Genomic DNA, 12,223 nt, shown 5'->3' on the forward strand with positions numbered 1-12,223 from the left:
GTGAGTGCCAATGCAAACTTTCAACCAAAGATTATCGTATTTGCCTGTGAAAATTCAGGCTGGCTGGCTTCTGAACATGCGTCAGAACTGGCTTTAGGCTATCCCGAAAAAGTTGAGCTGATCAAAATTCCCTGTTCCGGGAAAATCGATGTCCTGTTTTTTATGAAGGCTCTGGAAAAGGCAGATGGTACAATTGTAATGGCCTGCCAGAAGGAGAATTGTAAGTTTATAAAAGGCAACATCAGGGCAGCTCAGAGGGTAAAGCAGACAGAGAATCTTCTAAAAGAAATCGGTGTTGAGCCGGAGCGGGTAGGTATTCATTATTTGGCGGCAAACATGGGCCACAAGTTCGTTGAAATCGTTCAGAACTTTTACGATAAAATCAGAGAGTTAGGACCAAATCCTGGGAAGGTGATAAAATGATTATTGCGGAGAGAAAACCCATTGAAGAAATTTTAGGACTCCTAAGCAAGCATCAGAAAGTGCTTGTCCTCGGATGTGGCGGTTGTGTTACCGTATGCCTGGCCGGGGGAGAAAAAGAGGTAGGGCTCCTGAGTTCCCAGTTAGCTATGGCTCGCAGTAAAGAAGAAAGACCTCTGGAGGTAGTTCAGCAGACTGTTGAGCGCCAGTGTGACTTCGAATATCTTGAAGGGATTCGCCACATTGTCAAGGATGTTGATGCAATACTGTCACTTGCTTGTGGTATTGGTATCCAGACCTGTGCCGAAGCGTTTCCCGATAAGATTGTTTGGCCCGGTGTTAACACCAAGTTCCTTGGGGTTAACCTGAATGTTGGCGAATGGGCTGAAAGATGCCAAGCCTGCGGACAATGTGTTCTGGATAAGACAGGCGGCATTTGTCCGGTTGCCAGGTGTTCAAAGAGTATTTTCAACGGTCCCTGCGGCGGTTCCCAGGACGGCAAGTGCGAGGTTTCCCCGGACACCGATTGTGCATGGGCCCTTATCCATGACCGCTTAACCCGTTTGGGTGAGGTCGATTCCCTGCGTGAGATTATGCCTGTTAAAGACTGGTCATTCAGCAGGGATGGCGGTCCTAGAAAACTGGTAAGGGAGGACTTGGAACTTGAAAGCGGGAAGTAAACTTGAAAGAATGTTAGAAAGTGGCAATTTTACCGTTACCGGTGAAATTGGACCGCCAAAAAGCTGTAATGGCGAGATAGTGCGTCATCATGCCAGAATGCTCAAAGGGTACTGTGAATCGTACAACCTGACAGATAACCAGACAGCTATTGTACGCCTTTCCAGTATTGGAGCAGGTAAGATTCTTCTTGAAGAGGATTGTGAGCCAAACATTCAGATTGTCTGCCGGGATCGGAACAGGATTGCTATCCAGAGTGACGTGCTGGGCGCCTCCGCTCTGGGAATGAAGAATATTCTGTGTCTCTCCGGTGACCACCAGAAATTTGGTAACCATCCGACATCAAAGAATGTTTATGATGTTGACTCCATTCAGTTGATTAAAATTCTTGACGGGATGCGCAATGGCTATTTCGCCAATGGGGAACAAATGAAGGATGAGCCGCCGAAGATTTTTATCGGATGTGCTGCCAACCCGTTTGCTGATCCTTTTGAATTTCGTGTCACCAGGCTGGAGAAAAAAGCCGATGCTGGAGCTGACTTTACTCAAACCCAGTGTGTTCTCGACATGGAGCGTTTTGACCGCTGGATGGAGCTTGTCAGGGCTCGGGGACTTCATAAGAGAATCAAGATTCTGGCAGGTATTACACCAATGAAATCTGTTAAGGCTGCAAAGTATATGAACAAGTATGTTGCCGGAATGATGGTATCCCAGGAATATATCGACAGGCTGGATAAAGCTGAAGATGTTAAAGCCGAAGGTGTTAATATTGCTTGTGAACAAATTGAGCACCTCAAGAAAATGGAAGGTATTGCCGGTGTTCATATTATGGCAATTGCTTGGGAAGAAATTGTTCCTGAGATTTGTAAACGGACCGGTTTGGATCCGAGACCGGAGGTATAAACCGACATGCCTTTAGTGGAGGGGAACAAATTGCAAAAACAGAAAGTTCTCGTGATAGGTGGCGGGGTTGCTGGAATGACCAGCGCCCTGGAAGCGGCGGCCAAAGGAATTGAAGTATATTTGGTCGAGAAAGCTGCCGATATCGGAGGGTGGGCATACACATACTGTTGTAAGGCAACCGAAAATTGTGCCAAGTGTTCCGCATGTCTCGTACCTCAGGCCAAAATGCATGTTGAGAAAAATCCCCTGATTACCGTTTTCTGTGGTAGTGAAGTTGTTGGGATTTCAGGTAAGTCCGGTGATTATAGCGTAAAGGTGAAAACAGGTCAGGATAAGGCAGTTGACCTGGAGGCAGGGGCAATTATCATAGCTACTGGCTTCAAACCCTTTGATGCGGCCCGCAAAGGTGAATTTGGTTATGACAGGGAAAAGAATGTGATAACCGCCCTGGAATTGGAACAGGCAATGCGTGAAAAGGGTTCGCTGGTTTCAGCATATGGCAAGGCCAAGCGTATTGGCTTTATACAATGTGTTGGCAGCAGGGATTTGGCTTTGGGCAATAACTACTGTTCAAAGGTTTGCTGTATGTATGCCTCAAAGCTGGCCAGGTTGATCCGTTCCGAACTGGCTGATGCCGAGCTGACTATTTTCTATATGGACTTCCAGACCTTTGGCCTGGGCTTTGATGAGTTTTTCCGTTCTGCAAAAGATGATGATAAGATTCAGTTTGTCAGGGGCATACCTGCAAAGATATTTGGGTTTCCCTATGACAGGTTGACAGTCAGGTATGCCAACTCTATGACCGGTGAGGCCATAGAGGATAAGTTTGACCTGATTGTGCTGTCAACTGCTATAACCCCCAGTGAGGATACTGAAGCGCTGGCACTTTTACTGAACGTGGAAACAGATGAACATGGCTTCTTTAAGAACACTGTTCTTGATCCTGTGGGAACCAAACAGACCGGTGTGTTTATTGCCGGTACCTGCCAGTCACCAAAAGATATTCCCCAGAGTATGGAACAGGCCAAGGCTGCTGCCGGAGCCGCAGTCAAGTTTCTTGCTGAATAATAAGTAGTGATCATCCGCGGATAGACGCGGATTAAACACCGGATGCGTTAATCCGCGTAATTCGTGGTTGGTCCTCGTAACCAATAAATCAGTGTTCATCACTGGTTTATTTTTTTAGGGGCACACAGACCTTGCTTCCTACGAGCAGGTTGTAGGGATCAACACCTGGATTGGCTTTCAGGATATCCTCAAGAGGGATATTCATTATTCGGGAAATTTTCCAGAAGGTATCTCCCGGTTCTATTATCCAGTATACCTGGCCCGGACATTCCTGCTTGATGGACTGCCTTTTTTTTCTCATAATTATCCTCCCGGTACATCTTATTCATTTGTTTATTTTATGGCAAAAAGAAGTAAATTGTCCGTGTGTGTTTTAATAATACCTTGACTTTATTTAGTGACAGGAGAGACTGCAGATGCCGCCAGTGTTGATTACAATGCCACTGACCCTATTGGTGTCAATTCCTGGGTGGATGTATTTTTCTGCATTTGTTCATGAACTGTCCCATTTGGTAACTTCACGGGTTATGGGGTTTAAAATAAAGGAATACCGTTTGTGGTCGGCGCCCTGGGGGGTAAGGGGTTTTGTCGATGTGGTGATTCCGGGGGGTACCAGCCGGTATTTTCTGAAAAGAGGGCTGATGCACCTGGCGGGGCCTGTCTCTCACCTCGTAATTATAGTAGTGGCAGCTGTCTGCCTGATATACTCTCAGGGTGTCATCCTGAAAACTTTTTGGTGTGCAGGGATAGTGGTAAACTGCTATCTTATGATTATGAACATTGTTCCGGCTTATTCTGACGGAAGACAGTTCCTGAACATGCTGAAAAGAAAAAAGGGTATAGAGAAATTTCGAAAATAATTATTTTGCAGGAGCAGCATGCCATGAAACAAAAAGCTTGGGGAGCTATTATCGATTTTGATGATACCCTGGTGGAGACAACCATATATTATGATCAGGCCAAAGAGCAGTTTGCCGCCAAAATGTCGGAACTTGGCTTTCCTGCCGGGGAATGCCTGGAGGTCCTGAACCGGTTTGACATCAACAATGTTCTTAAGTGCGGCGGTTTTCACAAACAGTGTTTTCCCAATGCTCTTGTGGAAACTTATGAATATTATACAAAGCTGTTTAATGTGAAGTTCTGCCGCAAGACCCGAAAATGGATGGAAGACCTCGGCTGGTGGGTATTTGAGCAGCCTGTCGAATTAATTACCGGAGCCCGGGAAACCCTGGAGAAGCTCAGCCTCGAGATCCCTCTGTTCCTGGCCACAAAGGGGGATGAGGAGATACAGACCAAACGGTTGGAAGAAAGCGGCCTGAGGGATTACTTCAGGGCTGTGTATATAGTGCCTGACAAAACCCACCAGGAGTACCTGGGGATTGCCGATAAAAACAGCATTGATCCCGGGCAGTCATGGGTAATAGGGAACAGCATGAAGGGAGATATCAATCCCGGCATTAAAAGCGGCTTTAACTGTATTCATGTATTTCACCACAATACCTGGGATTTTGAGGAGGAAGAGCCGGAAGGGGAGTTTTTCTCTGTAAACTCTATCAGAGATGTGGCAGGAATTATCTTTAAAGGATTATAATGATTAGAAACAATCTATCAATATGAGAAGGATAAGATGCGCCTGTGTCGAAGTAAGTAGGGAAATGGCCTGATATGGAGAGGTGTTCATATGAAGGTAATCTGCAGCCCCGATTCGGAGCGTCTGCTGGACATTCTTACAAGCGCCTTTTGGCATTACCGCCGGCATACGGATGAAGTTATTAATTCCGGGCGTTGGGCTAATATTGACGCTTTTTTGGAAGAACGGAAGCTGATTGATAAGGTTGTTCAGATAGCAGTTGATAACCCGGTCCCGGGGAGCAATTTTGCGGTCAGTTGTCGCGACGGGCAGGAGTTTTTGCTGGTACGAAAGGTTCTGGAGCATTATCTGTCAGAATCAAAAGCTGTTGTGAACAGCATAAATGAGCCCGGGATAGCAGGTAAATGCCGGGAAGATGTCGAGATAATCCGAAGCCATATTATGCAGGCAGTCCATTAGACAGTCCGGAAAAGCAGCGGTTAAGTATTTCACCGGACTGCTTTTTATTTTTTTCTCACAGTTGGCTCCGGAAATGACCGGGTATGAAATATGGTGAGCTATTGTACCGGTTTTCCGCAGTGCCGCCTATGAGTCTAAGCTGCCACCCACCGGCAACAAGGCAGCGTCCCCGAACTTGATGGCTCATTGGGATGTTTTCACTGGATGACCGCCTCTCGTTTTGGCGAGCCAAAACTTCCCGGCGGCCTTCGCCATCTTCGGACATGCGGGGACTCCCTGACTTGTTGCCGGTGCTTTGCAGCAAGACTCATAACGGCGGCACTGCAAGGAAAATCTTGTACAACACCTCACCATATTTCACCGTCATTTCCGAGAGCCTAAATGTGGAGAAAAAAAGTAAATACCCAAATTTTTCATATGAAGAGGAGAATCTGGAATTGAGTCGTATTTCACCTCCCGGAATGGTTGGCTCGCCTTGTATTTGTAAGGATTGTGAGGTTTAATTACAGATTTCTCTGAAGGAATTATCCAATACCGTAACGAAATGATTTGACTGACAAGAGATACGCATCTGAAGGAGAGACTTTGATGAAACTCAGGATAATCGTATTATCCAAAAGAATTATTATACTTGCAGTTATTTTTATGCTGCTTGCCGGACTGCTGCAGGCATCGGATTCGTATGCCAAATTCCAGTGGAAAAAGGAAATATTTTTACCGGGGCTGCAGGGGAAAACTGTTATTATTGACCCAGGCCATGGGGGGGCCGACCCGGGCGCGGTTTCCGGCAGGTATCGGGAGTCAGACCTGAACATGGAAACGGCCCTGGCCCTGAAAAGTCAGTTAGAGGATAATGGGATTAAAGTCAAGCTGACCCGCAATGGCAGTGAGGGTATTGTACCTAAAGAAAACATGACATATGCTGAACAGTGGGCGAACCTGCGCAAGAGAAAAGAATTTGCCGCTGAGCAGAGGGGGCATCTGCTGTTAAGTATTCATACCAACAGTCATCAGGATTCACGTGTTTCAGGGGCTATTGTTTTTTATACTGATGAAGTTTCCGCAGATCTGGCCGCCGAAATTCAGGCCCGGCTGAATACCCTTGGAACTAAGAAAAGATCGGCAGAACAGAAGAACTTTGCGGTTATCAAGGGCAATCCAATGCCCGCTGTGCTCATTGAAACAGGGTTTATTACAAATGAACATGACCGGGAAATGCTGGTTTCCTCTAAGGGTACTGTGGCCAAACTTATTTATGAAGCCCTGGACAGGTATTACCAAGAACCGGCCTTACCTCAAACGGAAACGGCTGCAAAAGGAGGTTGACGATGGTTGACGATGATTGACTATCATATCCACCCTGATTATTCCATTGATGCCGAGCCATATTCTATGGAGGAATACTGTATCAAGGCACTGGAATTGGGATTTCGGGAAATCTGTTTCACCACTCACTGTGAGTTTGACCCTCTTAGGAAAAACCTTGACTGGTTTGTCAGGTGTTGTGGCACAGTTGTGCCCATGCATCCGGTAACCTGGCTGGACCGGTACTTTAAAGATATTGCCAGGTGTGCGGGGATGTTTCTGAAGGACGGGCTTATTGTTAAAGCCGGGCTTGAGGCAGGTTTTGACCATGGCTTGGAAAGAGATATCGATGATGTTCTTTCCCAGTATCCCTTTGATTTTGTTATCGGTTCGGTACACTGCCTGGACCATATTGCTATTTCCTCAGCCGCAGAGGGCCCTGGCTACTTCAGGGGCAGGAGCCTTCAGGAGGCTGCCGATGCTTACTATGGGACACTTGCCGGAGCGATTGCCTCAGGGCTGTTTGATGTAATCGGCCACCTGGATATCTACCGGAGGCATGGCACATCATTTTATGGTGAAAAGACAGCATTGGTATTTCAAAGTTATATAGACGAAATTTTGGAGCTGATGGTGAAAAAGGGCACTGGTCTTGAAATCAACACTTCTGCGTCAAGGTACAACCAGGGCTTGTTTTATCCTGCGGAGCAGTTTTTAATAAAGGCGGTGGCAAAGGGGGTCAACAAATTTACGATTGGTTCTGATTGTCACCGGATAAGTGAACTTGGCAGAAACCTTTATCCTGCCATGGAGTCAGCAAAAAAAATTGGAATAAGATTTTCTGTCTATGAAAGGCGAAAATCAAGGCTTGCCGATGAAATATAGAGTTTTTCCACAAAGATTCGCAAAATTGAATCTTTAATATGCAGGAGGATTTTTGGTATTTTTTGTAGAACTACCTCAGAAATAACTTGTTTTTGAAAAGTTGTGACTCAAAGGGGGGCCGGTATGAAACAACTTATTCCAGATAACTTGGAACCCGGAATGGTTCTCGCAGACACGGTGTTTGCGGCAAACGGAAGAGTACTTCTTGCTGAAGGGACAAAACTTACCCGGGACTTAATCGAACGTTTGAAGGAAATGCAGATACTGACGGTTTTTATAAATGACGAAAACACAATAAGTGTTGACCCGGATGATGTTCTGATAAACCGTGTCCATTCAGAAGCCCTTCAGGTATTAGGGCATTTTTTGCCGGCTGATATTTTTGGTGAGCGCCTGGGAAGTGTTAAGGACCGTTATGATTCGCTCACGGGCATTCTGGACGAGGTTGTCAAAGACGAAAAGGTGGCTAATCTTTACCTTGACCTGAGAACAATCGATGATGATACCCTGGATCATTCCATTAATGTCTGTGTCCTTTCTCTGATTATGGGTGATGTTTTCAAGCTGAACAGGGAAAAGCTGCTTCAGCTGGGCAAGGCGGCCATGGTCCATGACATAGGCAAAAAAGCTGTTCCCCAGGATATAATTGCCAAAAGAGAAGACCGTACCCCTGAAGAAGCTAAGATATTTGAAGATCATACCAAACACGGATACCAAATCCTGCGGGAAAGTGAATTTGATGTCGGTATCGCCCGGGTAGCCCTTTACCATCATGAGAGATGGGATGGCAGCGGGTATATTAACAAAGTTGCCGGTGAGAATATTGACCTGTTCTCACGCATTGTCGCTGTTGCAGATGTGTATGATGATGTTACCAGAGGTATTTCATACAAACAAAAGTACCTGCCCCATGAAGCCATGGAATTCCTCTATGGAGCGGGGAATATCTATTTTGATGCCAGAGTGGTTAAGGCTTTTACGGGAAGCATTTTTGCCTATCCCCTGGGGAGCATAGTTAAGCTGAGTACAGGGGAAATCGGTATTGTCATAAATGTGCAAAAAACAATGGCGCCAAGGCCAATCGTCAAAGTATTCTATGACAAGGCTAATAACCGCCTGGATTACCCCAGGCAGGTGGATCTCAGTGAACAAAAAACCTTATTTATAACGAAAATATTATAGGATTTTGGTCAGTTGACCGAACGGAGGAGTAAGCCAATGAGCAAGACCAGGGACAGAAAAGGCAACATAACTGCAGCATTTGGTTCTGATTTGACACTGGAAGGAATGACAGGAGTCCCTAACCTTTTGTTAAAACACTATCAGAAAATTGGAATTACTGACAGTGAAATGATGCTGATAATCCAGCTAATGCATCTTCAGACAGCATCAAACCAGCATTTTCCCTCAGCTGATGTGTTGGAATCCTATATGTCTGGAGATAGGGCTCAGATTCAGGCTGACCTTACAAATTTAAAAGATAAGGGTATTATCAGCATTAAAAACTTTTATGATGACGAAACTGATGAAGTAATGCCATTTTACTGCTATGAACCTCTGTTTGAAAAGATATCCGAGTTTTGGGCCTGTGAAAAGGTACATACATACCAGCAGATGAAGAAGAACTTGGCCGAACAAAAGCACAAGACCGGGGCAGTCAGAAGAGAGAGAGCGGGTTCATTTGCCAAGGTCTGCAAGGGTTTTGAAAAGGAATTTGGCCGCATGCTGTCACCAATGGAAATTGAACAGGTGGACCTTTGGCTCAATGATTATAATGAACATACTGAATTGATTTTTGAAGCCCTGAGGCGAGCTATTTTGCTGGGCAAGCATAATTTCAAATACATAGACAGTATTCTGCTGGAATGGACGAAAAATAATTTAAAGACAATTGATGATGTCCTGAACTATGAGTCTAATTTCCGTCAGCGGCAGTCCAAGAAACCAATCCGCAAAAAAATAGAAAGTCCTGATAAGAGGAAAGATAAGTTCAGGCTTTTGTACCTCAGCTAATTAGGGGGAAGATCATTGAAAAAAGACCAGGATAATTGTTCCCTCTGTCAAGGCAGGGGGATTGTTATTATAGACAGTGAAACGGCCAGGCCTTGTAAGTGCATGCTGCACCGGAGCATAAGACTTAAGTTCAGGAATTCCAGGATGAGTAAGGAAATGCGGGACTACAATTTCAGCCGGTTCAGTTCAAGGTATTATTCTAAAAACCATCGGGATTCCATTAATGGGAGAACCTATTACGATAATGCTGCTGCTGCTTTTGCGGCCGCTCAGAAGTTTACCCGGGATATTAAGGAAAACATTGTTCCCGACGGTATTCTGCTGACCGGACCGGTGGGCGGCGGCAAAACATTTCTGGCCTGTGCCATAGCCAATGCCCTTCTGGACTGTGGTAAAGAGGTGTTGTTTGTGGTTGTTCCTGACCTCTTGGATCAGATCAGGGCTACCTTTGACCGCTCCTATGAGTACACTGAGCAGGATTTGATGGATACTGCCAGAAAAGTTGAGGTCCTGGTACTGGATGATATGGGGGCACATAATTATACTGACTGGACCGCCAACAAGATTTACTCGATTCTCAATTACCGGATGAATAACAGGCTGCCAACCGTCATGACTACAAACCTGGATCTGGCTGAGCTGGAGGAACACCTCGGTGAGAGGACCACTTCAAGAATAATACAAATGTGCAAGGTCTACCGGTTGTTGGTAGAGACAGATATACGCATTGTCAGGAGACATGAGAAAGAAGGAAATGCAAAGTAATTTACGAAATATTTGAACAACCCTTGAAGGAATAATTTGAAGGTGTTATAATAAGATAAAATTAGATATGATTAAATTTAACAGATAGGTGACCCGTAACAGGGTTGAAAAGGGAAGCTGGTGCAAATCCAGCACGGTCCCGCCACTGTAACAGGGAGAAACCCGCAATATATGCCACTGGGCTCATGCCCGGGAAGGCGCGGGGGACGATGAACTGGAGTCAGGAGACCTGCCTATCTTAGGTACACCGTTATACCTTCGATTGAAAGGCAGGTGGACATTGAAACAGTACTTTAGTTAACAGTACTTTTCCCAGTCTACCCAGACTGGGATTTTTAATTTTTACGGATGTATTTGTGTATATTAAGTTAGGTAAAGCCGGTTCTAACAATTTAATGAAAAAATGGAGATGAAATAATGCATATACAGGATGGATTTCTGGTCGGAAAATGGGCAGTCGCCTGGTACGGGGCAGCATCAGTCTTTGTTGCCAAAGGGGTTTATGACATAACCTGGCGTACTCAAAGGGTAATGGCATATAAGCCACTGCTGGGACTGGTCAGTGCAGCCGTGTTCTTTATATCGCTGCTGCCAATTCCGGTACCTGTTACCGGCACTTCATCCCATCCGGCTGGGACACCGGTGGCTGCTATTCTGGTCGGTCCTTTTGTCAGCATGGTCCTGGCAGTGGTGGCCCTTCTCCTGCAGGCGCTGTTTTTTGCCCATGGCGGGTTATCCACACTTGGCGCCAATGTCTTTTCCATGGGGGTTGTCGGATCCCTGACCGGCTTCGGAGTATTCTGGCTGGGCAGGAAAGCCGGGCTGTCTCTGGGAATCGCGGCATTTTTGGCCGGTGTTTTCGGAGACCTGGCAGTTTATTCAACCACTTCATTCCAATTAGCTCTGGGAATGCCGGGAATTAATGACCAGTCAATGCTTAAGGCCTTCCTGACATTTCTGGGCCTGTTTATGCCGACCCAACTTCCCTTAGCGCTGCTGGAAGGAGTGGTTACCGGAGGCATGGTCACATACATAGCCAAAGTCAGACCTGACATTCTCAAAAAACTGGGTGTGCTTCAGGAGACAGGTGAGGGGGAAAGCCAAAATGCAGAGAATCAGAGATGAAATACGGCGGAATTTGATTCCTGTCCTGACAATAATGTTTCTCCTGTTATTCCCACTATCAGTATCAGCCGGAGAAAAGTGGCAGGGGACAGATGACCTTGTTGATAGTAAAATGGAGGAGGTAACCGGTGTGTCCGCAAAGGAACCACTGGTAAACATAGAAGGCAACCTGGGGCTGTTTTTATTTGCAGTCGGAGGGTTTGCCGCCGGAGCAGTGGTGGGATACCAGTGGCACAAAATATTTGTTACAAAGGCGGGGAAGAACGATGGTTAAGGAATCTTACTTGATGGTTGATGCTTTTGCCCAGAGAGATAACACCTTTACCAGAATGGATGCCAGAGTAAAGGTACTGGTGTCAGTTTTAGCCCTTGCCGCAGTTGTCGGTCTACCGGGCTTTAAACTGCCGCTCTTCATATTTGCATTGACAGCAGCATTGATGTTGGTTATCAGAGTACCGTTTAAAATTATCGTGGGCAGGATGCTGCCACCTGTTATCCTGGGAATTGTGGTTTTCATTTTTATGGCGTTATTTCATCAGGGCAGTCAGGTCTTTAGTCTGGAGATACAGGGCTGGGAAATAAAAATTTACGGGGAAGGCCTGATTCTGGGGACTACGGTTTTGCTGAGAATTATCAGCAGTGTTTCCATCCTGTTATGTTTGAGCCTGACTACCCCTGTACATGAATTGGGATATGCCCTGATATGGTTCCGCATTCCAAGGGTAATCGTTGAGATTCTGCTGCTTACCTACCGGTATCTCTTTGTTTTATGGGATGAAGGGATGCGGATCAGGCAGGCACAGGCCATGAGGCTGGGTTATCCTGACTGGAGGAACCCGGCAGGGTGGAAGAAGGCTGTGAATTCAACCAGCACACTTATGGCAATGGTATTTATCCGGGCCTATGACCGGGCTGAAAATACCTTTTCAGCCATGCAGATAAGGGGATATAACGGAGATATCGCCGGACAGAGATACAAAAAGACTGCCTGACTGTCAATTTAGGGGGAAG

17 protein-coding genes and 1 riboswitch are annotated in these 12,223 nt (G+C 45.9%); of the genes, 15 read left to right on the forward strand and 2 right to left on the reverse strand.

Features of this window, described 5'->3' with window-relative positions:
- Genes Ga0451573_RS09650 through Ga0451573_RS09665 form a run of 4 tightly spaced genes read left to right on the forward strand, consistent with a single transcriptional unit; the run spans position 1 to position 3,069 of the window.
- A complete protein-coding gene (locus tag Ga0451573_RS09650; RefSeq protein WP_231683734.1) occupies positions 1–423 on the forward strand; it encodes a hydrogenase iron-sulfur subunit in 423 nt (140 codons plus the stop codon).
- Positions 420–1,100, forward strand: a complete 681-nt coding sequence (locus Ga0451573_RS09655) for a methylenetetrahydrofolate reductase C-terminal domain-containing protein (protein WP_231683736.1) — start codon at positions 420–422, stop codon at positions 1,098–1,100. The genes Ga0451573_RS09650 and Ga0451573_RS09655 overlap by 4 nt, the downstream gene beginning before the upstream one ends.
- Entirely contained in the window at positions 1,084–2,001 is a 918-nt protein-coding gene (locus Ga0451573_RS09660; protein WP_231683737.1) for a methylenetetrahydrofolate reductase, read from the forward strand. The genes Ga0451573_RS09655 and Ga0451573_RS09660 overlap by 17 nt, the downstream gene beginning before the upstream one ends.
- Before the next feature lie 30 nt (positions 2,002–2,031).
- Complete coding sequence (locus tag Ga0451573_RS09665) at positions 2,032–3,069, forward strand: CoB--CoM heterodisulfide reductase iron-sulfur subunit A family protein (protein WP_231683738.1); 1,038 nt, start codon at positions 2,032–2,034, stop codon at positions 3,067–3,069.
- 106 nt (positions 3,070–3,175) lie between these two features.
- On the opposite strand, the gene Ga0451573_RS09670 is transcribed toward Ga0451573_RS09665, so the two are convergent.
- A complete protein-coding gene (locus Ga0451573_RS09670) occupies positions 3,176–3,370 on the reverse strand; it encodes a LysM peptidoglycan-binding domain-containing protein (protein ID WP_231683739.1) in 195 nt (64 codons plus the stop codon).
- A gap of 115 nt (positions 3,371–3,485) precedes the next feature.
- Here Ga0451573_RS09670 and Ga0451573_RS09675 point away from each other — a divergent pair, with 115 nt between their 5' ends.
- The 3 genes from Ga0451573_RS09675 (at position 3,486) to Ga0451573_RS09685 (ending at position 5,119) form a co-directional block, all read left to right on the forward strand.
- Positions 3,486–3,929, forward strand: coding sequence for a zinc metalloprotease (locus tag Ga0451573_RS09675; RefSeq protein ID WP_231683740.1), 444 nt, complete (start codon positions 3,486–3,488; stop codon positions 3,927–3,929).
- A gap of 23 nt (positions 3,930–3,952) precedes the next feature.
- Positions 3,953–4,660 carry an HAD family hydrolase gene (locus Ga0451573_RS09680; RefSeq protein WP_231683742.1) on the forward strand — a complete coding sequence of 236 codons (708 nt, stop codon included), beginning with the start codon at positions 3,953–3,955 and terminating at the stop codon, positions 4,658–4,660.
- A gap of 90 nt (positions 4,661–4,750) precedes the next feature.
- A complete protein-coding gene (locus tag Ga0451573_RS09685; RefSeq protein WP_231683744.1) occupies positions 4,751–5,119 on the forward strand; it encodes a hypothetical protein in 369 nt (122 codons plus the stop codon).
- Positions 5,120–5,174: 55 nt separating this feature from the next.
- Here Ga0451573_RS09685 and Ga0451573_RS09690 read toward each other — a convergent pair whose 3' ends face one another.
- Positions 5,175–5,384, reverse strand: a complete 210-nt coding sequence (locus Ga0451573_RS09690) for a hypothetical protein (RefSeq protein ID WP_231683745.1) — start codon at positions 5,382–5,384, stop codon at positions 5,175–5,177.
- Between the two features lie 323 nt (positions 5,385–5,707).
- Between Ga0451573_RS09690 and Ga0451573_RS09695 the strand changes: the two genes are divergently transcribed.
- The 8 genes from Ga0451573_RS09695 to cbiQ all read left to right on the forward strand — a co-directional run bounded on the left by Ga0451573_RS09695 (position 5,708) and on the right by cbiQ (position 12,204).
- Positions 5,708–6,445 (forward strand): N-acetylmuramoyl-L-alanine amidase family protein, encoded by a 738-nt coding sequence (locus tag Ga0451573_RS09695; protein ID WP_231683746.1) that lies wholly within the window; start codon positions 5,708–5,710, stop codon positions 6,443–6,445.
- A 12-nt stretch (positions 6,446–6,457) separates the two neighbouring features.
- Positions 6,458–7,309 carry a histidinol-phosphatase gene (locus Ga0451573_RS09700; protein ID WP_231683902.1) on the forward strand — a complete coding sequence of 284 codons (852 nt, stop codon included), beginning with the start codon at positions 6,458–6,460 and terminating at the stop codon, positions 7,307–7,309.
- A 123-nt stretch (positions 7,310–7,432) separates the two neighbouring features.
- On the forward strand, positions 7,433–8,491 hold the full coding sequence (locus Ga0451573_RS09705; protein ID WP_231683747.1) for an HD-GYP domain-containing protein: 1,059 nt from the start codon (positions 7,433–7,435) through the stop codon (positions 8,489–8,491).
- Between the two features lie 36 nt (positions 8,492–8,527).
- A complete protein-coding gene (locus tag Ga0451573_RS09710; protein WP_231683753.1) occupies positions 8,528–9,322 on the forward strand; it encodes a DnaD domain protein in 795 nt (264 codons plus the stop codon).
- 15 nt (positions 9,323–9,337) lie between these two features.
- On the forward strand, positions 9,338–10,087 hold the full coding sequence (locus Ga0451573_RS09715) for an ATP-binding protein (RefSeq protein ID WP_231683755.1): 750 nt from the start codon (positions 9,338–9,340) through the stop codon (positions 10,085–10,087).
- Between the two features lie 69 nt (positions 10,088–10,156).
- A riboswitch (cobalamin riboswitch) is annotated at positions 10,157–10,338 on the forward strand.
- A 166-nt stretch (positions 10,339–10,504) separates the two neighbouring features.
- The gene (locus tag Ga0451573_RS09720) at positions 10,505–11,212 is read left to right on the forward strand and encodes an energy-coupling factor ABC transporter permease (protein ID WP_231683757.1); all 708 of its coding nucleotides are present in this window, start codon (positions 10,505–10,507) and stop codon (positions 11,210–11,212) included.
- Positions 11,193–11,486: a hypothetical protein gene (locus Ga0451573_RS09725; RefSeq protein ID WP_231683759.1), complete on the forward strand. Its 294-nt coding sequence runs from the start codon at positions 11,193–11,195 to the stop codon at positions 11,484–11,486. The genes Ga0451573_RS09720 and Ga0451573_RS09725 overlap by 20 nt, the downstream gene beginning before the upstream one ends.
- Positions 11,479–12,204: a cobalt ECF transporter T component CbiQ gene (cbiQ, locus tag Ga0451573_RS09730; protein WP_231683760.1), complete on the forward strand. Its 726-nt coding sequence runs from the start codon at positions 11,479–11,481 to the stop codon at positions 12,202–12,204. Before Ga0451573_RS09725 ends, cbiQ begins: the two co-directional genes overlap by 8 nt.
- Positions 12,205–12,223 lie beyond the last annotated feature (19 nt).

This window comes from Phosphitispora fastidiosa (assembly GCF_019008365.1).
Classification (GTDB): domain Bacteria; phylum Bacillota; class Thermincolia; order Thermincolales; family UBA2595; genus Phosphitispora; species Phosphitispora fastidiosa.